The 26,208-nt window shown below is 72.8% G+C and carries 20 protein-coding genes; 7 read left to right on the top strand and 13 right to left on the bottom strand.

Translation table 11 applies throughout. From position 1 onward, the window contains the following. Window positions 1–61 precede the first annotated feature (61 nt). Window positions 62–550: an N-acetyltransferase family protein gene (locus ACWGJY_RS18210; RefSeq protein WP_453261811.1), complete on the bottom strand. Its 489-nt coding sequence runs from the start codon at window positions 548–550 to the stop codon at window positions 62–64. Between the two features lie 205 nt (window positions 551–755). Further along, window positions 756–1,196: a Zn-ribbon domain-containing OB-fold protein gene (locus tag ACWGJY_RS18215; protein WP_453261812.1), complete on the bottom strand. Its 441-nt coding sequence runs from the start codon at window positions 1,194–1,196 to the stop codon at window positions 756–758. Window positions 1,197–1,545: 349 nt separating this feature from the next. Between ACWGJY_RS18215 and ACWGJY_RS18220 the strand changes: the two genes are divergently transcribed. Both ACWGJY_RS18220 and ACWGJY_RS18225 read left to right on the top strand, forming a co-directional pair. Beyond that, a complete protein-coding gene (locus tag ACWGJY_RS18220) occupies window positions 1,546–3,801 on the top strand; it encodes an acetate--CoA ligase family protein (protein ID WP_453261813.1) in 2,256 nt (751 codons plus the stop codon). Window positions 3,802–4,141: 340 nt separating this feature from the next. After that, the gene (locus ACWGJY_RS18225) at window positions 4,142–4,921 is read left to right on the top strand and encodes an enoyl-CoA hydratase/isomerase family protein (protein ID WP_453261814.1); all 780 of its coding nucleotides are present in this window, start codon (window positions 4,142–4,144) and stop codon (window positions 4,919–4,921) included. Window positions 4,922–4,947: 26 nt separating this feature from the next. Here ACWGJY_RS18225 and ACWGJY_RS18230 read toward each other — a convergent pair whose 3' ends face one another. Further along, window positions 4,948–5,628, bottom strand: coding sequence for a hypothetical protein (locus ACWGJY_RS18230; RefSeq protein WP_453261815.1), 681 nt, complete (start codon window positions 5,626–5,628; stop codon window positions 4,948–4,950). 8 nt (window positions 5,629–5,636) lie between these two features. Then, complete coding sequence (locus tag ACWGJY_RS18235; protein ID WP_453261816.1) at window positions 5,637–6,209, bottom strand: RNA polymerase sigma factor; 573 nt, start codon at window positions 6,207–6,209, stop codon at window positions 5,637–5,639. Between the two features lie 221 nt (window positions 6,210–6,430). Here ACWGJY_RS18235 and ACWGJY_RS18240 point away from each other — a divergent pair, with 221 nt between their 5' ends. Continuing rightward, the gene (locus ACWGJY_RS18240; RefSeq protein WP_453261834.1) at window positions 6,431–7,045 is read left to right on the top strand and encodes a flavin reductase family protein; all 615 of its coding nucleotides are present in this window, start codon (window positions 6,431–6,433) and stop codon (window positions 7,043–7,045) included. Window positions 7,046–7,186: 141 nt separating this feature from the next. Here the strand turns inward: ACWGJY_RS18240 and ACWGJY_RS18245 are convergent, their stop codons facing one another. From ACWGJY_RS18245 to ACWGJY_RS18255, 3 genes are all read right to left on the bottom strand, one after another. Further along, window positions 7,187–8,257, bottom strand: a complete 1,071-nt coding sequence (locus ACWGJY_RS18245) for a Zn-dependent alcohol dehydrogenase (RefSeq protein ID WP_453261817.1) — start codon at window positions 8,255–8,257, stop codon at window positions 7,187–7,189. Then, entirely contained in the window at window positions 8,254–9,447 is a 1,194-nt protein-coding gene (locus tag ACWGJY_RS18250; RefSeq protein ID WP_453261818.1) for an acyl-CoA dehydrogenase family protein, read from the bottom strand. The genes ACWGJY_RS18245 and ACWGJY_RS18250 overlap by 4 nt, the downstream gene beginning before the upstream one ends. A gap of 199 nt (window positions 9,448–9,646) precedes the next feature. Next, window positions 9,647–10,579, bottom strand: a complete 933-nt coding sequence (locus ACWGJY_RS18255; protein ID WP_453261819.1) for an SDR family oxidoreductase — start codon at window positions 10,577–10,579, stop codon at window positions 9,647–9,649. Between the two features lie 108 nt (window positions 10,580–10,687). On the opposite strand from ACWGJY_RS18255, the gene ACWGJY_RS18260 reads away from it, so the two are divergent. Further along, window positions 10,688–11,614 carry a cyclase family protein gene (locus ACWGJY_RS18260; RefSeq protein ID WP_453261820.1) on the top strand — a complete coding sequence of 309 codons (927 nt, stop codon included), beginning with the start codon at window positions 10,688–10,690 and terminating at the stop codon, window positions 11,612–11,614. 75 nt (window positions 11,615–11,689) lie between these two features. Here ACWGJY_RS18260 and ACWGJY_RS18265 read toward each other — a convergent pair whose 3' ends face one another. The 3 genes from ACWGJY_RS18265 to ACWGJY_RS18275 form a co-directional block, all read right to left on the bottom strand. Beyond that, on the bottom strand, window positions 11,690–12,175 hold the full coding sequence (locus ACWGJY_RS18265; RefSeq protein WP_453261821.1) for an ATP-binding protein: 486 nt from the start codon (window positions 12,173–12,175) through the stop codon (window positions 11,690–11,692). Window positions 12,176–12,648: 473 nt separating this feature from the next. Continuing rightward, window positions 12,649–13,719, bottom strand: a complete 1,071-nt coding sequence (locus ACWGJY_RS18270; protein ID WP_453261822.1) for an acyl-CoA dehydrogenase family protein — start codon at window positions 13,717–13,719, stop codon at window positions 12,649–12,651. A gap of 6 nt (window positions 13,720–13,725) precedes the next feature. Continuing rightward, window positions 13,726–14,910: an acyl-CoA dehydrogenase family protein gene (locus ACWGJY_RS18275; RefSeq protein ID WP_453261823.1), complete on the bottom strand. Its 1,185-nt coding sequence runs from the start codon at window positions 14,908–14,910 to the stop codon at window positions 13,726–13,728. Window positions 14,911–15,034: 124 nt separating this feature from the next. Between ACWGJY_RS18275 and ACWGJY_RS18280 the strand changes: the two genes are divergently transcribed. Beyond that, window positions 15,035–16,597: a class I adenylate-forming enzyme family protein gene (locus ACWGJY_RS18280; RefSeq protein WP_453261824.1), complete on the top strand. Its 1,563-nt coding sequence runs from the start codon at window positions 15,035–15,037 to the stop codon at window positions 16,595–16,597. Between the two features lie 153 nt (window positions 16,598–16,750). Here ACWGJY_RS18280 and ACWGJY_RS18285 read toward each other — a convergent pair whose 3' ends face one another. Continuing rightward, complete coding sequence (locus ACWGJY_RS18285) at window positions 16,751–19,039, bottom strand: protein kinase (RefSeq protein ID WP_453261825.1); 2,289 nt, start codon at window positions 19,037–19,039, stop codon at window positions 16,751–16,753. Between the two features lie 218 nt (window positions 19,040–19,257). Further along, window positions 19,258–21,423, bottom strand: a complete 2,166-nt coding sequence (locus ACWGJY_RS18290) for a serine/threonine-protein kinase (RefSeq protein WP_453261826.1) — start codon at window positions 21,421–21,423, stop codon at window positions 19,258–19,260. A gap of 189 nt (window positions 21,424–21,612) precedes the next feature. Between ACWGJY_RS18290 and ACWGJY_RS18295 the strand changes: the two genes are divergently transcribed. Next, window positions 21,613–22,839, top strand: coding sequence for a serine hydrolase domain-containing protein (locus ACWGJY_RS18295; RefSeq protein ID WP_453261827.1), 1,227 nt, complete (start codon window positions 21,613–21,615; stop codon window positions 22,837–22,839). Window positions 22,840–22,883: 44 nt separating this feature from the next. Here ACWGJY_RS18295 and ACWGJY_RS18300 read toward each other — a convergent pair whose 3' ends face one another. Beyond that, window positions 22,884–24,590 carry a glycerol-3-phosphate dehydrogenase/oxidase gene (locus ACWGJY_RS18300; protein ID WP_453261828.1) on the bottom strand — a complete coding sequence of 569 codons (1,707 nt, stop codon included), beginning with the start codon at window positions 24,588–24,590 and terminating at the stop codon, window positions 22,884–22,886. A gap of 217 nt (window positions 24,591–24,807) precedes the next feature. On the opposite strand from ACWGJY_RS18300, the gene ACWGJY_RS18305 reads away from it, so the two are divergent. Continuing rightward, complete coding sequence (locus ACWGJY_RS18305; RefSeq protein ID WP_453261829.1) at window positions 24,808–26,055, top strand: nucleotide sugar dehydrogenase; 1,248 nt, start codon at window positions 24,808–24,810, stop codon at window positions 26,053–26,055. Window positions 26,056–26,208 lie beyond the last annotated feature (153 nt).

Below are 26,208 nucleotides of genomic sequence, written 5' to 3' on the forward strand. Positions count from 1 at the left end.
GCCGGTCCGTGAGCCACCGAGCCGGCCCGGCGGCCGTCGCGTCACGCCGGTCCGCTCGCCCTCACAGCTGCTGGTACATGATGTGCAGCCCCACATAGCCCTTGGTGGGGTGCCGGAAGCCCTCGGGGAGTGTCGTCATGATCTGGAAGCCCAACGACTGCCAGAGGGCGACGGCGCCGGTGTTGGTCTCCACGACGGCGTTGAACTGCATCGCGCGATAGCCCTCGGCGCGGGCCCAGGCCAGTACGTGTTCGCCCAGGGCCCGCCCGACGCCGCGTCCGCCGTGCTGCGGATCGACCATGAAGCTGGCGCCGGCGATATGCGCGGCGCCGCCCATGTGGTTGGGGTTCATCTTGGCCGTACCGAGCACCGTCCCGGAGTCGTCGACGGCGACGACCGTACGGCCGGGCGCCGTCAGCATCCACATCTCGCGGGCCGTCGCCTCATCGACGTCCCGCGGATAGGTATAGGTCTCCCCGGCCGCCACGAGGGTGTGGAGGAAGGGCCAGATGGCGGGCCAGTCGCCCGCGGTCGCCTCACGGATCAGCACGCCCACAGCATCCCGCGGACGCAGCGGGCCCGCCACCGGAATTCGCCGCGGGAAGCCCACGGGAAGCCACGGGAAGCCACAGGAAGCCGCGGCCTGAACGAGGGCGCGGGGACACCGGGACACACACGGGCCCGGGGCTACGCGGGAGCCCAGGGACGGACCGCAGGGGCGCGCCGGCTCGGGGACGCACCGGGACCGGCCGATGTCACGCGGGCCGGAAGACAGGGATGGCGAACCTGCCGCCCGCGCGCGCCCCCTCGCCGTCCCCTTCACCCTCGCCCCCGTCGCGGAAGTGCACCGCGAGCGGCATCCCGATCCGCAGTTCCGGCTCCGGGCAGTCGACGATCTCGGTCATCATCCGGGGGCCTTCGACGAGATCGACCACGGCCGCGACGTACGGGACCCGGTCGCCGAACGGCGGGAGGTCGTTACGGTGCACGACGGACCAGGTGTACAGGGCGGCGCGGCCGGTGGCCGGCTCCCAGCCGACGTCCTCGCTCCAGCAGTACGGGCAGAATTCACGCGGGTAGTGATGGGCCGCACCGCACCCCTCGGCCCGGCACCGGCGCAACAGCAGCCGCCCCTCGGCCGCCGCGTCCCAGTACGGCCTGGTGAAGACGTCCGCCTCAGGCACATCGAAACGCATCCCGCACACCCTCCCGCTGCCGCACCGGGTGCCCGCCGTGGGCGCGGCACACCGCGCGCAACCCACACCCTGCACCATTCCTGACGGTACGTCAGTTCAGCCGACACGCACCCCCCCGCGCAAGGGGTTCTGCGCAATTCATCCACCCCGGGGAAGCCAAGACCGGAGCAGGGCCACGGCCGGCCCTCCCCCAAGGCCGCCCCTCCCCCAAGGTCGCCCCTCCCCCAAGGCCGGCCCCCTCCGCAACCTTTACCGTGCAGCCCCATTCCTGACACGCCGTCAGTTCAGTAATCTGACTATGCGTCAGGTAAGGAGAAGGAGCGGCCTCACAGAGGAGCGGGCGTCTGCGATGCTTGGATCGACTCACGGCACCCTCACCACTCACTCCCGGCCGGCCCGCGTCGTGGCCTGTGGGGAGCAACCACCACACACCGTCCACGGCATGAGTGAACCGCACTCCGGGGACGGAGGACAGGGCGCCGTCGCGGTCGACCGCGACGTCAGCGGGCGCCCGCTGCACGCTCCGGTGCCCGACCTGGACCGGTTCTTCCGGCCCGGGTCCGTGGCCGTGATCGGCGCCTCGGACAGCGAGGGCCGCCCCAACACCGGCATCACCCGCCAGCTGATCGCCTGGGCGGAACGCGTCGGTGCCCGGCTGCACCCCGTCAATCCGGGGCGCACCCAGGTCTTCGGGCGGCCGTGTCACGCCACCGTCGCCGATCTGCCGGAGACCGTCGACCTCGCCGTCCTCCTGGTCGGCGACCCACTGCCGGTCATCGAGCAACTCGGCGAGGCCAAGGTGAAGTTCGCCGTGGCCTTCGCCTCCGGATTCGCCGAGACCGGCGAGCGCGGCGCGGCGGCCCAGGCCCGGCTGGCCGAGGCCGTCGAGCGCGCCGGTCTGCGGCTGCTCGGCCCGAACACCAACCTCAACGCGTTCGAGAAGTTCCGCGAGGACCTGGACGGCCCGGCCATCGCCCTGATCACGCAGTCGGGCCACCAGGGCCGCCCCGTCTTCAGCCTTCAGCAACTGGGCATCCGCCTCTCACACTGGGCCCCCACCGGCAACGAAGCCGATCTGGAGACCGCCGACTTTGTCTCCTACTTCGCCACCCGTCCCGAGGTCGGGGCCATCGCCGCGTATGTGGAAGGCCTCAAGGACGGCCGCAGTTTCCTGCTGGCCGCCGACCGCGCCGCCCGCAACAAGGTGCCCGTCGTCGCCGTCAAGGTCGGCCGGACCGAGACCGGAGCCCGGACGGCCGCCTCGCACACCGGCAAGCTCACCGGCGCCGACGGTGTCGTGGACGCCGCCATGCGGCAGTTCGGCGTGATCCGGGTGGACGGGCTCGACGAGCTGCAGGACACCGCGGCCCTGCTGGCCCGTGCCAAAAAGCCCACCGCGGAGGGCGTCGCCGTCTATTCGATCTCCGGCGGCACCGGCGCCCATTTCGCCGACCTGGCGACCGCGGCGGGATTGCGGCTGCCCACCCTCGGCGATGCCAAGCAGACCGAACTGCACCAGTGGATACCGGACTACCTCAACGTCGCCAATCCGATCGACAACGGGGGGCACCCGGTGGGCGACTGGCGCGGCCGCAAGATCATCGAAGCGATCCTGGCCGACCCGTCCATCGGCGTACTGATCTGCCCGATCACCGGGCCCTTCCCGCCGATGAGCGACAAGCTCGCCCAGGATCTGGTGGACGCGGCGGAACAGACCGACAAGCTGGTGTGCGTGGTGTGGGGCTCGCCGGTCGGCACGGAGGACGCCTATCGCGGCACCCTCCTCGGCTCCTCCCGGGTGGCGACCTTCCGCACCTTCGCCAACTGCATCACCGCCGTACGCGCCTACCTCGAACACCACCGCTTCACCGCCGGCTACCGCTCCCCCTTCGAGGACGCCCCCCGCATACCGTCCCCGTCGGCGCGCAAGGCGCAGGCCCTGATGCGTCCGGGCCAGCCGCTCAGCGAGCACGCGGCCAAGCAGCTGCTGCGCGCCTACGGCATCCGGGTCCCGCGCGAACAGCTGGTGACCAGCGCGGCGGCGGCCGTACGGGCGGCGAGCCTGGTCGGCTACCCGGTGGTCATGAAGGCGTCGGGGCCGCAGCTGGCGCACAAGACCGAACTCGGCCTGGTCAAGGTCCAGCTGACCTCGGCCAGCCAGGTCAGGGACGCCTATCGCGAGCTCACCGACATCGCCCGTTACGAGGACGTCCCGCTGGACGGCGTACTGGTCTGCCAGATGATCGAGCGGGGCGTCGAGATGGTCGTCGGCATCACCCACGACAGCCTCTTCGGGCCGACCGTGACCGTCGGCCTCGGCGGGGTGCTCGTGGAGATCCTGCAGGATGTCGCGGTGGGGATACCGCCCTTCGGCGAGGACCAGGCGCGCGCGATGCTCGACGAGCTCCGCGGCCGGGCCCTCCTGGACGGCGTACGCGGCGCACCGCCCGCGGATGTCGATGCGCTGGTCGAGGTCGTGCTCAGGGTGCAGCGGATGGCGCTCGAACTCGACGGGCAGCTGGCGGAGTTGGACATCAACCCGCTGGTGGTCCTGCCACGCGGGGAGGGCGCCGTGGCCCTCGACGCGCTCGCCATCTGCCCCTGATCGCGCCCGAGCCGACGCCCGTCCCGACAACCGTCCCCTTGGGAGCCGCTCCCCCATGACACCCTCACCGTCCCCCGGTTCCGTTCCCCCGGCCGCCGCCGAACCCGACGGGCCGGCCGCACCCGCCGCGCCAGGCCGGCCCGGCGACAACACCGCCCGTACCGATCCCCCCGACCGCGCGGACCCCGTCGCTTCCGTCGCGCCGGTCAATCCACGCGCTTCAGCCGATCCACTGACTTCAGCCGATCCACGCGCTTCAGCCGGTCCAGTCCCTTCAGCCGATCCACTCCCTTCAGCCGATCCAGTCGAGTCAGCCGGTCCAGTCGACCCAGCCGATTCATTGATACTGCACGCCACTGACAACGGCGTCTCGTGGATCACCCTCAACCGGCCGGCGGCGATGAACGCGGTCACCCCGGAGCAGCGCGAGCGCCTCATCGGCCTGCTCGCCGAGGCCTCGGCCGACCCGGACGTACGGGCCGTCGTCCTCACCGCGACCGGCCGGGGCTTCTGTGCGGGCGCCGATCTGCGCGGATCGGCGGCGGCGGGCGAACGGGTCGCCGGTGACGTCGCCCGGATGATCCGGGACGGCGCGCAGCGGCTGATCACGGCGGTGCTCGACTGCGAGAAGCCGGTGATCGCCGCCGTCAACGGCACCGCGGCCGGCATCGGCGCCCATCTCGCGCTCGCCTGCGATCTGGTGCTGGCGGCCGAATCGGCCCGGTTCATCGAGGTGTTCGTCCGCCGCGGCCTGGTCCCGGACGGCGGCGGCGCCTATCTCCTGCCACGGCTGATCGGCCCGCAGCGCGCCAAGGAACTGATGTTCTTCGGCGACGCCGTGCCGGCCGCCGACGCGGCACGTATGGGGCTGGTCAACCGGGTCGTCCCGGACGGCGAGCTGGCGGAGGCGGCCCGGGAGTGGGCGGAGCGGCTGGCAGCCGGCCCGACCCGCGCACTGGCCCTGGCCAAGCAACTGGTCAACGCCTCGTTCGACACCGACCGGGCCACGGCCTTCGCCGCCGAGGCCACCGCCCAGGAGGTCAATATGACGACGGCGGACGCACAGGAGGGGATCGCCTCCTTCGTGGCACGCCGCAACCCGGCCTACCGGGGCCGCTGACCGCCTGATTCACCCCGGCACCCGGCCTACCCGCGCCGCTGACCGGACTGCTTCACCCCGGCACCGCACTCCGGCACCTCACGGGTGTTCCGCGTCCGCACCCCGGGCAGCCACCCCCGCACCCCCTGCCCGCTGGTGACCAGATACCAGCGGGTGGAGGTGATGCCCGCCTCGTCGCGGACCATCCGGCCGTCCGTCACCACACAGTGCGCGGCCAGTGCGTCACCGTGCCAGACCCGGCCGGCGGAGTTGCCACGCGCGGCGTACATGGCCCGCGGGTCCCTGGCCAGCCGCAGTGCGCACTCCAGGGAGCGGCCGGTGCGGCAGGCCTGTTCGCTGTTGTAGACCGTGATCTTCACCGTCGGGGGCGGACCCGCCGGCTGCAGGGTGACGGGCCCGGGGCGCACCAGCCACCACACCCCCAGCGCCACCGCGGCCACCGCCGCCGCCACCACGAGCGCGACCGCGTACGGCCGCTTCCGGGGCAGTGCGGCCACGGCGGGCACCGGTGCGGCGCCGGAGTCCCTGATGCGGTTCCACAGGCCGGGGGGTGTCTCGATCTGTTCGTCCGCGAGCCGCAGCCGTACGCGCAGCAGCGCCTCCGCATCGCCGCCGCCCCCGCCCCCGTCACCGCGACCGCCGCCGAAGCCCCCGCCGTCGCCGCCCGCACCACCCGCACCGCCGTCGTACCGTGACCCCACACCCACCGCGCTGCTCACCTCCCGGCCTGCCCGTGTTCGGATTCAACGAGGTAGGCGCGCAGCCTGTCCAACGCACGGGCGCGATGGCGGGCGGCGGTGCCACGATGCACCTTCATGATCTTTGCGGCCTGGTCGATGGTGTAGCCGTCGAGGTCGACGAGGATGACGATGCCGGCCTGCCGGTGCGACAACTTCCCCAGCAGGCGCACCGCTTCGATCTCGGCCTGCCGCCGCTCGACTCCGCCGTCCCAGCCACCGGGCCCCGCACCCGCGCCGCCGCCCGCGCCGGCGTTCTCGACGTCGTCCATACCCTCGACCAGCACCTGCCGCCGGTCCTTGCGGTAGGCGTCGCGGGCGACGTTGAGTACGGCGGTGAAGGCATAGGCGTACGGCTCCGGATGGGCGAGGAAGCGCTGTGGCCGGGCGGCCAGCCGGAGGTACGCCTCATGCACCACATCCTCCGCGGACTGTCTCGATCCGGCCAGCATCACCGCTCTTCGGTAGAGCCGGGGCAGCAGCCCGCAGAACACCTCGTCGAAGGTGGGTGACGCGGCAGACGAAGCTGACGACGATGTCGCATCGGCCATGTACCGGAACTCTCCCCCGTGCTCGGCTACGGACGCGGCCGAGGTGGACGCTACCCGTGCGGACGACACGCAATCAGGAAACCGCTCACCAATCTCCCGCGAATCGGCCGAGATCAACCCCGATCCCCCGGTAAACCACACGTGCGGGTGGCCACCGTTGCCCGCACCTTCACATCTGACGCCTCATCAGATTCAATAAGAGCATGATGGGACACGCAGGAATGGCGGCCACGGCCGTGCGGTATCTGCGCTCCGTCGGCGCGCCCACCACGGCCGGCGCACCGGCCGGCGCAGCCGCCGGGCCACCTCCGCGACCCGCCTTGCGGGCCGTACGCGACGACGAGCGCGCCGCGCTGGATCCGGCCGAATTCCGCTCCGTCCTGGGGCACTTCGCCAGCGGCGTCACCGTGGTCACCTCGCCCGGGGAACCGGGGCCGGCGGGCTTCGCCTGCCAGTCCTTCGCCTCGCTCTCCCTCGACCCGCCGCTGGTGGCGTTCATGGTCTCGCGTACGTCGGCCACCTGGCCGCGGATCGCCCGCGCCGGGGTGTTCTGCGTGAACATCCTCGGCGCCGGGCAGGGCGAGCTGTGCCGCGGCTTCGCGGTCAGCGGCGGCGACAAGTTCGCCGGTGTCCACTACGGGCCCGCGCCCGCGACCGGTTCACCACGGCTGGCGGGGGTCCCCGCCTGGATCGACTGCACGGTCCAGGCCGTGCACACCGGCGGCGACCATCTGATCGTGGTCGGCCGGGTCGACGCCCTCGGCACGGACCCGGCCGCCGCCGAAACCGGCCCGCTCCTCTTCCACCGGGGAGCCTTCGGGCGGTTCCGTGCGTGAGGGGTAAGCCCCGAAGCCGCCGCACGCCGGGACCGCACCCGGCCGGCACCGGGGCCGCACCCGGCCGGCACCGCGGCCACACCGGACCGGGACCGCACCGCAGCCCTGAGGGCTGTCCCGTCATCCCTGGCGGGACAGCCCTCAGCCGAACGTCAGCACCGCCCGCGCCACCCGCCCGTGATGCGCATCGTCCGCCGCCTTCGCGAAGTCCTGCACCGGATAGGTCCGGGTCACCAACTCGTCGAGCAGCAGCCGCCCTTCGCGGTACAGCCGGGCGTAGAGCGCGATGTCCCGCTGCGGGCGGGCCGACCCGTAACGGCAGCCCAGGATCGACTTGTCCAGATACATCGACGACACCCGGAACGATGCCTCCGCGGTGGCCGGCGGCACACCGAGCAGCACCGCCTGGCCGTGCCGGTCCAGCAGATCGACGGCCTGCCGGATCAGCCGGGTGCTGCCCACGCACTCGAAGGCATGGTCGGTCCCGGTCGGCAGGATCCCCTTGACCGCCTTGACGCTGTCCGTCACCGCCGACGCATCGATGAAGTGCGTCGCCCCGAACTGCCGCGCCACCGCCTCCTTCGCGGGGTTGGCGTCCACCGCCACGATCACCGACGCCCCGGCGATCCGCGCCCCCTGGAGCACATTGAGGCCGATACCGCCGGCCCCGATCACCACGACCGAGTCCCCGCGGTCCACCCGCGCCCGGTTGAGCACCGCCCCGACCCCGGTCAGCACCCCGCACCCGATCAGCGCGGCCGAAGTCAGCGGAATATCCCCGGCGATCTTCACCGCCTGCACCGCCTTGACGACCGTACGCTCGGCGAACGCCGAGTTCGACGCGAAGCTGAACAACTCGGTATCGCCCCGCCGGAACGGCTTCTGGGGCATCCCGATCGCCTTCCGGCACATCGTCGGCCGCCCCCGGTCACACTCCGCGCACGCCCCGCAGTTGGCCAGCGTCGACAGCGCGACATGATCACCGGGCGCCACATGGCCGACGCCCGCGCCCACGGCCTCGACCACCCCCGCCCCCTCGTGCCCCAGCACCACCGGCACCGGAAACGGAATGGTCCCGTCGACCACCGACAGATCGCTGTGACACAACCCCGCCGCCCGGATGCCGACCAGCACCTCGCCCGGCCCCGGGTCCCGCACCTCCAGATCGTCCACGACCCGGGGCTGCTCCCCGTCGAAGATGACGCCCCTCATATCCGCTCCGCTCTGGGCAGGCCGAGCACCCGCTCGGCGATGATGTTGCGCTGGATCTCGTCCGAGCCGCCGTAGAGGGTGTCGGCCCGGGTAAACAGGAACAGCCGCTGCAGCGCGTCGAGTTCGTACGGCGCCTGCGCGGTCCAGTCGGCGGGCCCCAGCGCCGCGGCGGCCCCCCGCACCCGCATCGCCAGCTCCCCGAGGCGCTGGTGCCAGCCGCCCCACAGCAGCTTCGCCACACTCGGTGCGCCGGCGTCCCCGGCGGCCCCCAGGGTGCGCAGCGCGTTCCACCGCATGACCTTCAACTCGGCCCACAGGGTGATGAGTTGTTCACGCAGTACCGGATCGCGCAGGGCGCCGCAGCGCACCGCCGTCCCGACGACGTCGGCCAGCTCCGCCGCGAACCCGATCTGCTGGACGAGCGTGGACACCCCGCGCTCCTGCGCCAGCAGCCCCATCGCCACCCGCCAGCCCGCACCCTCCCCGCCGACCACGTGCCCGGCGAGGGCACCGTCGAAGAACACCTCGTTGAACTCCGCCGTCCCCGACATCTGCCGGATCGGCCGCACCTCGATGCGTCCCGGCTGGTCCATCGGCACCAACAGGAACGAGAGCCCCCGGTGCCGCCGCTCGGCCGGGTCCGTCCGCGCCAGCACGAAGCACCAGTCGGCCTCCCTCGCCAGGGACGTCCAGATCTTCTGCCCGCTGACGCGATAGCCGGCACCGTCCCGGACCGCCAGCGTCCGCAGCCCCGCCAGATCCGACCCGGCATCCGGCTCGCTGTAGCCCTGGCACCACAGCTCCTCGCCCCGGGCGACGGCCGGCAGGAACCGCCGCCGCTGCGCCTCGTCCCCGTACGCGAGCAGCGTCGGCGCGAGCAGGTTCTCCCCGATGTGCCCCACCCGCCCCGGCGCCCTGACCCGCGCGTACTCCTCGGCCCATACGACCTGCCGGCTCAGACTCACCGGACGGTTCCCGTACGCCCCCGCCGCACAGTCCCAGCCGAGCCCGATCCACCCGCCGGCCCCCAGCTCCCGCTCCCACGCCCGCCGCTCCGCGGCCCCTTCGTGCTCGCTGCCGGGGCCACCGCGTCCCGCCAACTCGGCGTAGCGGCCTACGAGATGACCCGACAGCCAGTCACGGGCCTCCGCCCGGAACTCCTCATCCCCGCTCCCGAACCCAAAGTCCACGAAGACCTCCCACGCCCGCCCCACCCAGCTTTTCCCCACCCACCCACGGGAGGTGACGGGCCGGAGGGGCCTGGTGTGGGGACGTAAAGCGAAGCAGTCCCCACACCAGGCCCCGCAGGCCCGTCACCGCACCCACAGCCCCGCGCAGCGGACCAAAAAACCCACCACGGCGCCGCACCCGGCAACGCACACACACCACCTACCGGCCGGGCCGCGCCGCAGTCGCAGCCGCAGCCGCAGCCGCAGCCGCAGCCGCAGCCGCCATCGCCGCCACCTGCCCCAGCAACGGCATCGGATCGGTCCCCACCGACCCCGGCAGCACCTGGGCCACCCGCTCCGGCGTCCACCCGCCCCCCTCGGCATACACGGAGCGCAGCTCCCTGGGCTGCGCCCACACGGCGATCTTCGGCCCGGCAACCGTGTACACCTGCCCGGTGACCTCCCGGGCCTGCTCGCTGAGCAGATAGACGACCAGCGCCGCCACATCCTCCGGCTCGCCGATCTCCGTCAGCTCCATCGGCACATTCGCCGACATCCGCGTCCGCGCCACGGGCGCCACCGCATTGGCCGTCACCCCGTACTTGTGCAGCCCCAGCGCCGCGCTGCGCACCAGCGAGATGATCCCGCCCTTCGCGGACGCATAGTTGGCCTGCGACACCGACCCCTGGTGGTTCCCGCTGGTGAAGCCGACCAGGGTTCCCGAGCCCTGCCGGCGCATCACGGCCGACGCGGCCCGGAAGACCGTGAACGTCCCCTTCAGATGGGTGGCGACCACCGGGTCCCACTCCTCCTCGGACATGTTGAAGAGCATCCGCTCCCGCAGGATCCCGGCCACGCACACCACGCCGTCGACCCGCCCGAACTGCGCCAGCGCGGTGTCCACGATCCGCTGACCGCCGGCCATGGTGGACACGTCATCGGCCACCGCGACCGCCACGCCCCCGGCCGCCTCGATCTCCTTCACCACGGATTCGGCGACCTCGCTGCTGGGTTCGCCCCCCTCGATGGAGACCCCGTAGTCGTTGACGACCACCTTGGCGCCCTGGTCCGCGCAGGCGAGGGCCACCGCCCGGCCGATACCGCGGCCCGCCCCCGTTACGGCGATCACTTTGCCGGCCAAGAAGTTCCCCATGCCGTGACCCTTTCCGCAGTTTCTGACGGACCGTTAGATTTTTGAGCAGACACGGTACGAACACAAGACCCGGGGCCGGACCGAACCCGGCCATCCCAAGGAGGGCCCATGCCCCTGCCGCAGGAGTTCCACGACATCGCCCACCGCGTGAACAACTGGGGACGCTGGGGAGCGGACGACGAGGCCGGAACCCTGAACCTGATCACCGGCCAGGTCGTCCGGGAGGCCGCCGGCTGCATCCGCAGCGGCCGCCGCATCCCGCTCGCGCTCCCGCTCCGGCAGGACGGCGTACAGACCGGCGTGATCCCCGGCCGGGTCAACCCGCTGCACACCATGACCGCCGTCAACCAGGAGATCTTCGGCCCCGGCACGGTCGCGACCTCGGACGACGTGGTCACGATGGGCCTCCAGGCCGCCACCCACTGGGACGGCCTCGCCCATGCCTCCCACTCCGGGCGGCTCTACAACAACCGCCCCGCCGACTCGGTCACCGCGCATCACGGCGCCACCCGCCTCGGCGTGGAAAAGGCCCCTCCGATCGTCTCCCGCGGGGTCCTCCTGGACGTGGCCCGGGTGCACCACACCGACCGGCTTCCCGGCGGGCATGCGGTCACACCGGAAGACCTGGACGCCGCCGAGGAACTGGCCGGGACGACGGTCCGGGCCGGCGACATCGTCCTCGTACGGACCGGGCAGCTGCGGCACTACCTCGCCGGTGACCGGCAGGCCTACGCCTTCCCGTCGCCCGGCCTCTCGGTGCGCACCCCGGAGTGGTTCCACGCGCGCGATGTCGCGGCGGTCGCCAATGACACCCTGACCTTTGAGATCTTCCCGCCGGAGATCGAGAACCTGTGGATGCCGGTGCATGCGCTCGACCTCGTCGAGATGGGCATGCCGCAGGGCCAGAACTGGAATCTGGAGGAGCTGTCGACGGCCTGCGCGGAGGCGGGGCGCCACGCGTTCCTGCTGTCCGCGATGGCCGAACCGTTCGTCGGTGGATCCGGTGCACCGGTCGCGCCCGTGGCGATCCTCTGACCCGGGCCGCACCGGACCGCCGGCCGTGACGGCCGACGGCCCGACTTACTGAGGTATGAGGGAATTGCTCCCGAATTACGCCTGATGCGTCACGGCACGCGACGCTGCGTGAGGGGGCTCATAGGCCCCCAGATCGGACCCCGCCGCCATCAGGAGCGGCTGCCCGCGGTCCACCTCGCACCAGATGCGCTTGCCGCCGCCCTCCTGCTGCCAGCCCCAGCGGTCGGCCAGCCCGTCGACCAGCTCCAGGCCGCGACCGTTGGTGTCCTCGCCGTCGGCGTGCCGCTGACGTGGCGGGCGGGCGCTCACGTCCACCACTTCGACCCGGACCGTTCCGACCACGGCACCCGATCCGGAGAAACACATCCGCAGCTCGGCCGCCGCGCCGGTGTGCACCACAGCGTTGGTGACGAGCTCGGAGATCAACAGGATCAGCGTCTCCGCGAGTGGCTCGTCGGCCCCTATACCGGAACCCACGAGCCGCGACCGGGCCCACCGCCGGGCCCGCCCCACCTCCGCAGGGTCGGGCCGTACGTCCAACTGCACCTGAAGCACCTGCACCGCTCACACCATCCGAACCGGCGGAAACATCGCCTCGCGCCTCCACGGAGTCACGGTGCGTGACCCCGGCGAAGCACAGCATGGTTGACGTTCAGTCACCCCAACAAGCGCTTCGGGCATATTCCAGCGCAAGGGAGTATGCGTCCTGCATACTGTGCGACGCACTTTGCGGGGAGTCGAACAAGGGGGGCGACCACGGCCCGCCCAAGGGCGAGCGGCACGCAGTCCGTACCCCGGAGCCGTCTTTCCGACGACACCGGGTTCGTTGCGCCACAGAACCACTCGCACCCAACGGAGCGTACCCGAGCCGACCGCCGACTCCCCCCTGTGACGAGTCACGCCTAGGACACAACCCGATATCGACCCTCCGTGACCACTTCGGTGCGGTGAGTCCGACATTTCGCCTACGGGTTGCCGGAGTCCGGCATCGCCGGGCACCGGGCGCCGCCGCGCCGGCCTTCGCGCGGCCGCCGTCAGCCGATCAAGCCCGCCGCCAGCAGCTCTTCCGCCTCGCGCGCCACTTGCCAGCACTCGGCCCGCAGCCAGGCCCGCTTCAGATGCAGATGGACATCGGCTTCCCAGGTGAAGCCCATTCCGCCGTGGACCTGCAGACAATCCCGCGCATTGGCCACCGCCGCCTCGTCGGCGAGCAGCTTCGCGGCCGTGACGTCGAGAGCACTGTCCGTGACCGCCGCCGCATAGACGGCACTTCGCGCTATTTCCGCACGTACGAGCATCTGCGCGCACAGATGCTTGACCGCCTGGAAGGAGCCGATGGGGACGCCGAACTGCTCGCGCTCGCGGGCGTGGCGCACCGCGGTCTCGACCGTACGGGCCGCGCTGCCCAGCTGCTGGGCCGCGGTGAGCAGCGTGGCCTCGCGGCGGAGCCGGGGGACGTCCAGGGCCAGGGGAGCGGCGCGCGGCAGATCCGTGACGCGGGCGAGCGGGGTGAGCGGATCGACGGAGGCAAAAGGGGCGCAGGCGACCCGGTCCGACGCGCTCCGGTATGCACCGTCCGCGCGCCCCTGTACCCCCCCGACTTGGCCCCCGACTTCCCCTCCGACTTCCCCTCCGGGTCCGCCTCCGGATCCGCCTCCGGGTCCGCCTCCGGGTCCGCCTCCGGGTCCGCCGATGCGGCCACCCCTGCCGCACCCCACCATGATCAACTCATCGCAGTCGGCCGGGTGTTCCCACACCACCGGCTCCCGCTCCCCCTCGCACAGCCCGACGATCCGCTCCCCGGCCGCGACCCCGTCCACCACCCCGGCCAGCAGCTGGCACGCCACCAGCGGCCCCGGCAGCAGCGCCCGCCCGGCCTCCTCAAGGACCAGCACCGCTTCCGGCAGCCCGAGTCCCACCCCGCCGGCCTCCGCCGGCAGCCGCAGCGCAAAGAACCCGGCCTCGCCCAGTTCCCGCCACAGCGCCCGGTCCAGTGCCGGGTCCCCCACCGCGGCCCGTAGCCGGTCCCGGCCGAACCGGCCGGCCAGCAGCTCGCGGGTGCCGTCCCGCAACGCCCGCTGGTCATCGGTGAGTTGGAAGTCCACGGCCGGTCACCGCCCCTTCGGCAGGCCGAGAATCCGCTCGGCGACGATGTTCTGCTGGATCTGCGAGGTGCCGGCCGCGATGGTGTACGAGAGCGACGACAGCCGGTCGGCGATCCACTCGTGGTCCGCGTCCAGCGCACCGCCGCCGAGCACCTCGGCCGCCGTGTCGTACAGCTCCTGACGGGCGTGCGAATAGCGCAGCTTGAAGACCGAGCCACCGGTTCCCGGCACGCCGCCGCCGCTCCCTTGCCGCCCCGCGCGCGGGGGGACCCCCATCGCCTCGCTCACATTCCACTGGGTCAGCCGCCACAGCGCCGTGAACTGTGCGTTCAGCCGGCCCAGTCTGCGGCGCAGCACGGCATCGTCCCAGCGGCCGTTGGCGCGGGCCGCGCGGGCCAGCGCGCCGAGCACCCGGCGGCAGGCCACCACCTCGCCGACGAAGGCGGTGCCACGCTCGAAGGACAGCGTCACCATCGTCACCCGCCAGCCGTCGTTCTCCGCGCCGACGCGGTTGCCGGCCGGTATCCGCACCTCGTCGAGGAACACCTCGGCGAACTCCGTCGAGCCGGCCAGGGTGCGCAGCGGCCGGACCGTCACCCCCGGCGCGTCCATGGGCATCGCCAGCCAGCTGATGCCGCGGTGCCGGGGCGCGTCCGGGTCGGTGCGGACGAGGAGTTCGCACCAGTCGGCGACCTCGGCGTGCGAGGTCCAGATCTTGGCGCCGCTGACGACGTAGCTGTCCCCGTCGCGCACGGCTCGGGTTCGCAGCGCGGCGAGGTCCGAGCCGGCGTCCGGTTCGCTGAAGCCCTGGCACCAGATCTCGTCACCGCGCAGGATCGGCGGCAGCCACCGGGCGCGCTGCCCGGCGGTGCCCTCGACGGCGAGGGTCGGCCCCGCGTGCAGCAGCCCGACGAAGTTCGCGCCGACATAGGGCGCCCCGGCGCGCTCGGTCTCCTCCAGGAAGATCAGGTGCTGGGTCGGGGTGGCGCCCTGCCCGCCGGCGTCCCGCGGCCAGTGCAGGCCCGCGTATCCGGCGTCGTACAGCATCCGCTGCCAGGCCGTGTCGTACGCCCGCCGGCCGGGCCAGTCGGTGGCGGCGGGCTTCGCGGGGAGCCCCGGCAGCACCTCGCCGAGCCAGCTGCGCAGCCGGACCCGGAAGTCTTCCTCCTCGGGCGTGTACGTGAGGTCCATCGCTTCCCCTAACCCCATTCCTGACGCTCCGTCAGAAAGGCTAGCCCGGCCCCTCTGGACCGACAACCCGCCAGCACCTACCCTCCACACGAATCTGACGATGCGTCAGCATCCGGGAGGACAGATGACCGGCAGCACCCTCTGGGACCTGGTCGCCTGGCGGGCCGCCCGCACCCCCGGCGCCACCGCCCTCATCCAGGGCGCCGCATCCGCCCGGCACGAGCGGCGGATCACCTTCGGCGCCCTGCACCGGCGTGCGGAACGGGTCGCGGCCGGCCTGTACGAGCGGGGCGTACGGCCCGGCAGCCGGGTCGTCTGGCAGCTGCCGACCCGCATCGAGACCGTGCTGACCAGCCTCGCGCTGGCCCGTATCGGCGCCGTCCAGAGCCCGGTCGTCCCGCTCTACCGCGACCACGAGGTGGCCCAGGTGCTGCGCCGCACCCGCGCCGCCTTCTTCGCCGTCCCCGGCACCTGGCGCGGTTTCGACCACCATGCGATGGCCCGCCGGCTGGCCGCCGGCCTGCCCGGCCCGCTCACCGTCATCGATGTGTACGACACCCTCCCCGACGGCGACCCGGCCGTGCTGCCCCCGCCACCCGCCGACGCCGACGAGATCCGCTGGATCTACTGGACCTCCGGCACCACCGCGGAACCCAAGGGCGTCCTGCACACCGACCGCAGCCTGCGCACCGCCGGCCGCTGCCTGGCCGACGCGCTGCGCCTGGACCCGTCCGACGTCGGCTCGATGGCCTTTCCGTACGCCCATGTCGCGGGCCCCGACTACACCGTCCTGCTCCTGCTGCACGGCATCCCGGCCGTCCTGCTGGAACACTTCGCGCTGCCCGGATCGCTCGCCGCCTACCGCCGCCACGGCGTCACCGTCGCCGGCGGCTCCACCGCCTTCTACGCCCTCTTCCTCGCCGAACAGCGCAAACTACCGCCGGGAGTACGGCTCCTGCCGTCGCTGCGGCTGCTGGCCGGCGGCGGGGCACCCCTGCCCCCCGCGCTGTACCACGAGGTCGTCACCGGGCTCGGCTGCCGGCTCACCCATGGCTACGCCATGACCGAGGCCCCGATGGTCACCATGGGCGACCCGTACGACAGCCCCGCACACCTCGCCACCACCGACGGCCGGCCACCCGCCGGCATGGAGATCCGTATCGCGCCCGGCACCGGCGAGATATCCGTGCGCGGCCCGGCCGTCTGCCGTGGCTACCTCGACGAGCCCGACCCCTTCGACCCCGACGGCTTCCTGCCCACCGGCGACCTCGGGTACCTCACCCCCACCGGCCACCTCGTCATCACCGGCCGCCTCAAAGACATCATCATCCGCAAGGGCGAGAACATCTCGGCCCAGGAGATCGAGGAACTCCTCCAGCGGCACCCGGGTGTGGCCGACGCCGCGGTCATCGGCCTGCCGGACGCCGCACGCGGCGAATTGGTCTGCGCCGTCATCGAACAGCCCCCAGGCGCAAACACAGTGACCCTGCCCGAAGTCCGCGCCCACCTCCTCGCCCAGGGCCTCGCCCCGCACAAACTCCCCGAACGGCTGGAGGCACCGGCCGCCCTCCCCCGCGGCGCGACCCTGCGCAAGGTGCTCAAGGGGGAGCTGAGGGAGCGCTACGGGGGTGGGCGGAGCGCTCCGGGAACGGGCGGGCCATCGTCCGATGAGGACCCGGGCAGATAGGACACACCTTGTCCTGGCCCTCCCCTACGGTCCCCCATGAGCCACTCCCGCCCCCGTATCGGCACCGCCGCACCCTCACCCCGCGCATCCGGACGCCGCTGGAGCGGGAGTTGAGCGGGTGACAGCCCGCGGCCGGGCCGCCGCCCGGCCGGCTCAGCTCGGGCGGTAGGCGCTTGTCGCCTGCTCGTAGAGCTGGTCGACCTCGTGCCGGCCGCTGTCCGGGCCGATGACGAGGACGAGGTGGTAGCGGCCGTTGTGGATCATCGCGAGGTTCCGCACGTACACCTCGCGGCCGCTGCCGTCGCGCCAGGAGAAGGTGCCCTCGGCCATCGCCGTCTTCCCGACGTCGATCCGCTGCAGACCGGACGCCGAGGCCCAGCCGGAGGAGCGGTACGGCGCCAGTTCGGCTTCCTTGTCCTGCATGTAGGCCATCGGGTCCGTGCCGGAGTGCGCCGTGGTGTCCCGGCCGGGCACCACGACCAGCTCGTAGTCCCCTCCGACGTACCGCACCTGGCCCATGCCGTTCGCCCCGCGCCGCTGCCAGCCCTTGCGGACCGCGACCTGGAAGCCCTCGGGGTCGGTGCGGATCTCGAAGCCCTTGGCGACTTCCGTCGGCCGGGTGATCTGCGGCGCGCCGGAGCCGCCGTCTTTCTTGCTCCCCCGGTCCCCGGGCGGTGTGCCGCTGCCGCCGGGCGCCGTTCCCGAGGTGCCCGTACGGTCCGCGCCGCGCCCGCCGGCCTTGGAGTCCTGGCCGGACTTCGGCAGGAACGCCATGGCGTAGATGACCGCGCCGACGAGGAGGAGCAGGATCGCGGTGAGCACCAGCCGGCCGAGGTGGCGCGGCGCGCGCGGGGGGCGGTCCTGGCGCGGCGCGGCTTCCAGGCCGACGTCACCCAGCATCTCCTGGTCGTACGGTTCCCGGTCCGCGGTCCCGCTCCGCCCGACCGGCACCGACGGCTCGGCGGACCGGTCCGTCCGGGCGGGCCTGGGCTGCCGGAGCGGCTTGGGCTGCTTCGGGGGGCGGGTCGGACGAGGCGCGGCCGGGGCGGAGACCTCCTGGTCCGGCGGCTGCGGGACGGGCGGTGCGGCCACGGCGGCCGGCGCTCCCACGACGGGCGGTGCCGCCGCGGCGGCCGGCGCCCCCACGACGGCCGGCGCCGGCTGCGGCCGGGCACGCCGGAGCGTCCGGGGCTTCTTGTGCCGCCCCTTGCGGACGAGTTCACCGCGGCGCCGCACGATCGGCAGCCGCCGCGGATCGGCGGCGCCCTGCGAGGCCGGCATCGTCACCAGCCGGCTGCCGGCCTCCGGCTCCGGCGCCGTACGGATCAACGACCGCAGCCAGCCGTTCAGCTCGTCGGCATCCGGGCGGTCGGCGGGGTCCGGGCGCAGCAGGGACTCGACGACCGGACGCAGCGCCCCGCACTCCTCGGCGACCGCCGGCGGCTGTGAACAGACCAGCTGCGCGAGTTCGGCGGCGCTGTCCTCCGGAAACGGCGGCTGCCCCTGCACGCTCCGGTACAGCAGCGCACCGAGCGCCCACAGATCGGTGGCCGGACCGACCGGCGGCGCCAACTGCCAGTTCTCGTGCACGGGTCCGGCCTGCTCCGGGGCCCAGCGCTCGGTGACCGGGCCGATGGCGGTCAGCCGCGCCTGCCGCGCCCGCTCGGCGGCGAGCCCCGCGGTGGGCCGGCCGTACGCGGCGGTGGCCGGGGCGCCGCCGTCCGGGGCGGGCTTGCTCAGCGAGGTCCGGGCGGCGGCGGAAGCCTCCGGTGCGGACCCGTCCGGTGCACGTGCCTCCGGTGCGGACCCGTCCGCGCCGGGCGATGCGTCTGCGCACAGCGCCTCCTGGGCGGCGCCCGCCGCCAGGCCGGTCAGGATGGCCCGGCCGTCGGCGCAGACCAGGACCGTACGGACGGTGATATTGCGGTGCAGCCAGCCGTTCGCATGCAGCACCCGCAGCGCGGTGAGCAGATCAGCGGCGATCTCCGCGGCACGGTGCGGGGACAGCGGCCGCTCGGCGAGCAGCGCGGACAGCGGGCGGGCGGTGAGGAGTTCGGCGACGATCCACAGGCTGCCGTCCTGCGCGAAGGCATCGAAGACCTGCTCCAGCCGGGCGTGGTCGGCCAGCTGGGCCGCCGTCGTCGCCGCCTCCAGTGCGCGTCGTACGGCGGGGTCGCGGGGGCTGCGGTCGGCCACCCGCGCCGCACCCGGCACCCGCCCGGCACCGAAGCGGCCGCCGGCCGCACTCCGCTCGACGGGACCGGTCGCCTCCGCCCCCACGACCTCCGCCTCGACGACCTCCGGCAGCGGGACCTGACGGACCAGGACCTCCTGCCCGCTGAAGGTGTCGAACGCCCGGGTCTCGGTGAAGTCGTCGTCGCCGAGGGGCCGCAACGGCAGGCGGTATCGCTCGGCGAGCACCCTTCCCGCGTACTCGTCCACGACGCCTCCCCGCAGCGCGCGCTGTGTCTACCGTCGCGCCGGAGCCGCCCGTCAGCGCTGGCGCCTCCGGTCACTTCCGGTCGTCTTCCCGCCGATTGCGGATGCGTACGGTCTTCGCTGTCTCACGATACGTGCCCGCATCGGCGCTTGCGGCCCGCTCGGCGCAACGACGCGCAACCTCTCGGCCCGTCCCGCCCTCCGTGCGCCCGGTCCGCCGGTCAGTCCTTCAGCGTGAAGGTCTTGAACGCCGTCGCCACCATCTGCCGGCAGGCCTTGTCCGACCAGGCGTCCGCCTTGCAGGTGATCATGATGGCGTAGCCGTGGTGGTCATCGGCCCGGAAGCCGCGGTCGAGGACCCGTACCTTCTCGCCGCTCTGCCGGCGGGTGAACGACCAGTCGGCGACCGTCGGATAGCCCCGCCACTTCACCGGCTTGATGCCGATGAGGTGGTAGTCCTCGCTGGAGGAGCGCACGGCCGGCTCCAGGCTGCGCCAGGAGGCCGCCGCGTCGGTGCCGGGCTCGGCGTTGTAGTCGATCTGGATGCGCGGGAAGCCGCCCGAGGCGCTGTATATGGCGCCGGAGCCCGCCCCCGCGGTGTCGGTCTGCCGGAAGCCCTTGGGCATCGCCATACGGAAGTGGAACCTTGCGTTGGAGAGCTCGGCGAAGCCGTCCGGCACGTCCTTGCCCTTGCCGGACGCGTCGCCCTTGCCGCCCTTGTCCTCGGCCGGGCTGAGGTCCGGCGGCTGCAGGGTCGACGGGGCCCGGTCCTGCGCCGCGTCCCCGTTCGCACCGGCCGCGTCCGCCGAGGCCTTCGCCCGGCCGGCGGACGACGACTTGTCCTGCTTGCCGGACGACGCGGCGCCCTTCTTCGCCGTGTCGTCACCGCTCAGGACGACGGCCAGCACCGTGCCCAGCACCGCCAGCACGACGACCACGACCACGGCCACGATGATCAGCGTCCGGCGCGGGACGACATCGGTCACCGACGCGCGCACCGGCGGTCGGTTCCCGTCGCCGGGTCTGGAGTCCGTACGGGCCGCCATCGCGGCGGCGGCGCTGCGCACCGACTGCAGGGCGCCGCGCAGCCGCTCCTTGGCGGCCTCGCTGTCGAACCCGGGGCGGGCGCCCGCCGGCCGGTCCGGGTGCGCACCGGCCGGGCTCGTACGGTCCGTGTCCACCTGGCCCGAACCGGTGGCTTCCCCGTCCGCCGGGCCGGCCGTCTTCTTCTGCGGGCGCCCGGTGGACACCGGCGTGCCCGCCGCGGCCGCCTCGGCGGCAGCGGCCTTGCTGCCGCCCGCCTTGGCTGCCGCGGAGGTGTCCGGGCCGGTCTTGGCGTCATCGGACCGGCTCGCCTTCCCGGCGGCGTCCGCCTCCGGGGCGGCTGCCGGCTTCGACCCCCGCGCCACCCGCGACTTCAGGGCGGGCTTCGTCTTCGGCTTGGGCGTGGCCTTGGGCTTGGGCTTCGGCTCCGCCCGCTCCTGAGGCGCGGTCGGCAGCGCCATCGCCCGGGTCGCGTCCATCGGGGGCTCCGGTGTCCGCGCCTCGGGGGCGTGCACCACGTCCTCCAGCAGCGCCCGCGCGCCGACGTCGTCCAGCCGGCCCGCCGGGTCCTTCACCAGCAGGCCGTAGATGACCTCTTCCAACTCGCCGGCGCTCTTCGGCGGCTCGACCGGCTCGGTCATCACCGCGGTCAGCGTGGCGATCGCGGAGCCCTTGTCGTACGGCGGCACGCCCTCGACGCAGGCGTACAGCAGACCGCCCAGCGACCACATGTCGGCCGGCGGGCCGGGCTTGTGGCCGCGGGCGCGCTCCGGGGAGATGTAGGAGGGGGCGCCGACGAGCATGCCGGTCGAGGTCACGGAGGGGTCGCCCTCGACCTGGGCGATGCCGAAGTCGGTCAGCACGACCCGGCCGTCGTCGGAGATCAGGACGTTGGACGGCTTCACATCGCGGTGCAGGATGCCCTCGGCGTGCGCGGCGCGCAGCACATCGAGCACGACCAGGCCGACCTCGGCGGCGCGGCGCGGGGTGAGCGGGCCGTCGTCGCGGACCACCTCGGCCAGCGAGCGGCCCTCGACCAGCTCCATCACGATCCACGGGCGGTCGTCCTCGTCGACCACGTCGTAGACCGTCACCGCGCCGTTGTTGCGGATCCGGGCGATCGCCTTGGCCTCGCGCAGCGTGCGGGTGATCAGACGACGCTTCTCGTCCTCCTCGACCCCGCCCGGAAAGCGCAGCTCCTTGACCGCGACCGTGCGGCCCAGGACCTCGTCGCGTGCCCGCCACACGGTGCCCATGCCACCCCGGCCGAGAACATCGGCGAGTCGGTACCGCCCGGCGAGCAGCCTGCCCCCTTTGCCGTCCATCTCGACCTCGTCGCCCACTGCATCCCCTCTGCTATCCAGCCGAGTTGGCAGCTTCGACGTCCCATCGATCACCAAACTGGCCCAACTCGGACAACCCACCCTGGCAGAGCCTTCATTCTCCCTCATCTGCGGCCATGCGGAAGGCCCGGGTCGGTGCCGGACGACACCGTGTACCCGTCATGATGGCCCCGACGAACGGGAGTCCCGATGCCGAAGCGCTCGCCTCGCCCGGCCGCGACCGCCGCGCCGGCGACGTCGGCCGGCCGCCGCCGCGCCCTGGTCCGTTCGAGTGCCCTGGCCACGGCGGCCGCGCTGGCCCTGACGGCGTGTACGGGCCGGACCCGCCCGGCCCCCGTCCCGCCCGCGCGGCCCGAACGGCCGCCCGCGACGACGCTGCACGCACTGCACCGCCTGGTCGACGACGGCGTCCCGGGCGCAGCCTCCCTCGTCACCCGCGACGGGTACGCCGCCACGCGCTTCTCCACGGCCGGGGTGGCCGATCTGCGCAGCGGCCGCAGGATGGGCCCGCAGGACCACTTCCGGGCCGGCAGCCTCACCAAGACCCTGGTCGCCACGGTCGTCCTGCAGCTCGTCGCCGAGGGCCGGCTGTCCCTGCACGACAGCGCCGCCGCACACCTCCCGCCCGGCGTGCCGGCCACGGGGGACGGCGACCGCAGCGAGCTGCGCAGGGTGACGATCCGCCAGCTGCTCGACCATACGAGTGGTTTGTTCAACTACACCCAGGACCCCCGGCTGGCGAAGCAGCTCTACGGCACGGGCTTCGGCGCCCACCGCTACGACAGCCACACCCCGGCCGAGCTGCTGCGGATCGCCCTCAGCCACCCGCCGGTGGCCGCACCGGGCACCCGGTACGCCTACTCCAACACCAACTACCTCGTGCTGGGCCTGGTCATCCAGGCGGTCAGCAAAAAACCGTACGCCACGGAGATCCGGCGCCGCATCCTCGTCCCCGCCCGCCTCGGCCACACCTCCTTTCCCGGCACCGACCCGGTACTGCCCCGGCCGCACGGCCGCGCGTACTCCCGGATCGGTGACCGGCGGGTGGACGCCACGACCCTGGACCCCAGCCGGGCGGGCGCGGCCGGCGAAATGGTCACCACCCTGGGCGACCTCAACCGCTTCTTCTCCGCACTGCTCGGCGGCAGGCTCCTGGCGCCGCGCCAGATGGCCCAGATACGCAACGAGAAGGGCACCGGCGGGGCGTACGGCCTCGGCCTGTACGCGACCCGGCTGCCCTGCGGCGTCACGGTCTGGGGCCACACCGGCGACATCAACGGCTCCTACGCCCGCACCGCGGGTACCACCGACGGCCGCCACCTCGTCAGCTACCGCGTCAACACCGATGACCTGCCCGACCCGGCGCACGGCAGGGCGGTGCTGACCGCGGAGTTCTGCACGGCACGGCGTACGTAGCGCCCGCGGTCCACGGGCCCACCGGCCTGCCTTCGGCTACGGGCCTACAGCGGCACGATGTCCGGAGCCCCCAGCCGCGCCGCATCCGCCGTCAGATCGTCCGGCTGCCGCTGGGATTCGCGCTCCGCCTCGACCCGCTTCCGGTAGTGCGTGATCTCCTTCTCGATCTGGTCGTGGTCCCAGCCCAGCGCGGGCGCGATCAGCTCGGCCACCTCGCGGGCGCTGCGGGTGCCCCGGTCGAAGGTCTCGATGGAGATCCGGGTGCGCCGGGTCAGTACGTCGTCGAGATGCCGGGCGCCCTCATGGGTGCAGGCGTAGACGGCCTCGGCCCGCAGATAGTCGTCCGCGGCCGCCAGTGGTTCGCCCAGGGAAGGATCGGCCACCACCAGCTCCAGCAACTCCTCGGCCAGCGAGCCGTACCGGTTCAGCAGATGCTCGATGCGCGCCACATGCAGTCCGGTGCGCGCCGCGATCCGGGCCCGCGTGTTCCACAGCGCCTTGTAGCCCTCGGCCCCGACCAGCGGAATGTCCTCGGTGACACACTCCGCGACCCTCCGGTCGAGGCCGTGCACCGCCTCGTCCACCGCATCCTTCGCCATCACCCGGTACGTCGTGTACTTGCCGCCCGCGACGACGACCAGCCCCGGCACCGGGTGTGCGACGGTGTGCTCCCGCGACAGCTTGCTGGTGGCATCCGACTCCCCGGCCAGCAGCGGACGCAGCCCGGCGAAGACACCCTCGACATCGTCCCTGGTCAGCGGGGTCGCCAGCACCGCATTCACATGCTCCAGCAGATAGTCGATGTCCGCGCTGGAGGCCGCCGGATGCGCCTTGTCGAGATCCCAGTCCGTGTCCGTCGTCCCCACGATCCAGTGCCGCCCCCACGGGATGACGAACAGGACGCTCTTCTCCGTCCGCAGGATCAGCCCGGTCGTCGAATGGATCCGGTCCTTGGGGACGACCAGGTGAATGCCCTTCGACGCACGGACATGGAACTGCCCGCGCTCACCGATCAGCGCCTGGGTGTCGTCCATCCACACACCGGTGGCGTTGACCACCTGCTGCGCCCGGATCTCGTACTCACCACCGCCCTCGACGTCCTGCACCCGCGCGCCGACCACCCGCTCACCCTCGCGCAGGAAACCCACCACCCGCGCGCCGTTGGCGACCTGCGCCCCGTAGGCGGCCGCGGTCCGCACCATCGTCGCCACATAGCGCGCGTCGTCCATCTGCGCGTCGTAGTACTGCAGCGCGCCGACCAGCGCATCCCCCTTCAGGCAGGGCGCCACCCGCAGTGCCCGCTTGTGCGACAGATGCCGGTGGTGGGGCAGTCCGCGCCCGTGTCCCGACGAGAGCGACATCGCGTCGTACAGCGCCACACCGGCGCCCGCGTACCAGCGCTCCCAGCCCTTGTGCTGCAGCGGATACAGGAACGGCACCGGCTTGACCAGATGCGGCGCGAGCCGCTCCAGCAGCAGCCCCCGCTCCTTCAGCGCCTCTCTGACCAGCGCGAAGTCCAGCATCTCCAGATACCGCAGACCGCCGTGGATGAGCTTGCTCGACCGGCTGGACGTGCCCGAGGCCCAGTCGCGCGCCTCGACCAGTCCGGTGGACAGGCCGCGGGTCGCCGCGTCCAGCGCCGTCCCCGCGCCGACGACTCCGCCGCCGACCACGAGAACGTCCAGCTCCCGCTCCGCCATTCGGGCGAGCGCCTCGGCCCGCTGCGCCGGTCCCAGTATCGCTGTCTTCACCGCTGCCTCCCGCTGTGATCGGGGCCACACCCCCCGTCCGTCGATTCTGTCCGCGCTGCGTTCCGGTATCCACCCTCCGCTCACGGCGGCAACACCCCGCCGCCTTGATCCATCAATCCCTATTCTGTGTCAAATATCCGCTTAGTCTACTTATGCGCCATCCGCATATGTCGTGCGCACACGTCATTCGCAGTCGCTCGGGAAGGACGGCCGCACCATGCCCGCAGACCTCGCCGTCATCGGACTCGGTCACCTCGGCCTCCCCCTCGCCCAGGCCGCCACCACCGCCGGTATCGGCACCATCGGCTACGACCCCGACCCGCACACCGCCGCGCTCTCCGGCGCCGACGGGCCGCTGTCCGCCACCGAAGTACGCCGCCTGCTCTCCGCCGGCTTCCGCACCACCACCGACCCCACCACCCTCGGCCGGGTCCGCACCGCCGTCCTCTGCGCGCCCACCCCGCTCGGCGAGGACCGCGCGCTGGACCTCACCGCCCTCGCCGACGCCGCCCGCACACTGGCCGCACAGCTGCGCCCGCACACCACGGTGATCCTCGAATCCACCGCGTACCCGGGCACCACCGAGGAATTCCTGCGCCCCCTCCTGGAGGAGGGCTCGGGCCTCACCGCCGGCCGCGACTTCCACCTCGCCTGCTCCCCCGGCCGCCACGACCCCGGCAACCGCACCCACCGCTACGCCAACACACCCAAGGTCATCGGCGGCCTCACCCCCGCCTGCACGGAGGCCGCCGCCGCCTTCTACGGCCGCCTCACCGACAAGGTCGTACGCGCCCGGGGCCCCCGCGAGGCCGAGACCGCCAAGCTCCTGGAAACCAACTACCGCCACATCAACATCGCCCTGATGAACGAGATGGCGGTCTTCTGCCACGACATCGGCGTCGACCTGTGGGACGTCATCCGCTGCGCCGAGACCAAACCGTTCGGCTTCCAGTCCTTCCGCCCCGGCCCTGGGGTGGGCGGCCATGCCGCCCCCATCGACCCCAACTACCTCTCCTACAAAGGCCGTTCACTGGGTCATCCGCTGCGCATGGTCGAACTCGCCCAGGAGGTGAACGGCCGTATGCCCCGCTACGTCATCCAGCGCTGCGCCACCCTCCTCAACGAACACGGCAAGTCCGCCCGCGGCGCCCGCATCCTGCTGCTCGGCGTCACCTACAAGCCGGACATCGCCGACCGGACGGGCTCACCGGCCCGCGAGATCGCCTCCCGCCTGAGGGAACTGGGAGCGCACCTGACGTACCACGACCCGTATGTACCCGAGTGGAACGTCCTGGGCCGCCCCGTGCCCAGGGCCGACTCGCTGTACGAAGCGGCTGCCGCCGCCGATCTGACGGTGCTGTTGCAGGCGCACCGCACGTATGACCTTCAGGGGCTGTCGGTCAAGGCCCAGCTCCTCCTGGACACACGGGGCGCGACGCCTACCGGTGCGGCGCACCGGTTGTAATCCCACGTCTTCGGCTGCGGCGCCGCGCCTGTTTTCCGCCTTCGGCGGGAGGGGTGTTCGGGCGGGGCCGCTTGCCGTCTGTGGTGGGTGCCGGTGGTGGGCCTCCGGGGCCTGTGTTGTGGACTGCTTCGCTTTACGTCCACAACACAGGCC

The organism is Streptomyces sp. NPDC054765, from assembly GCF_053612065.1.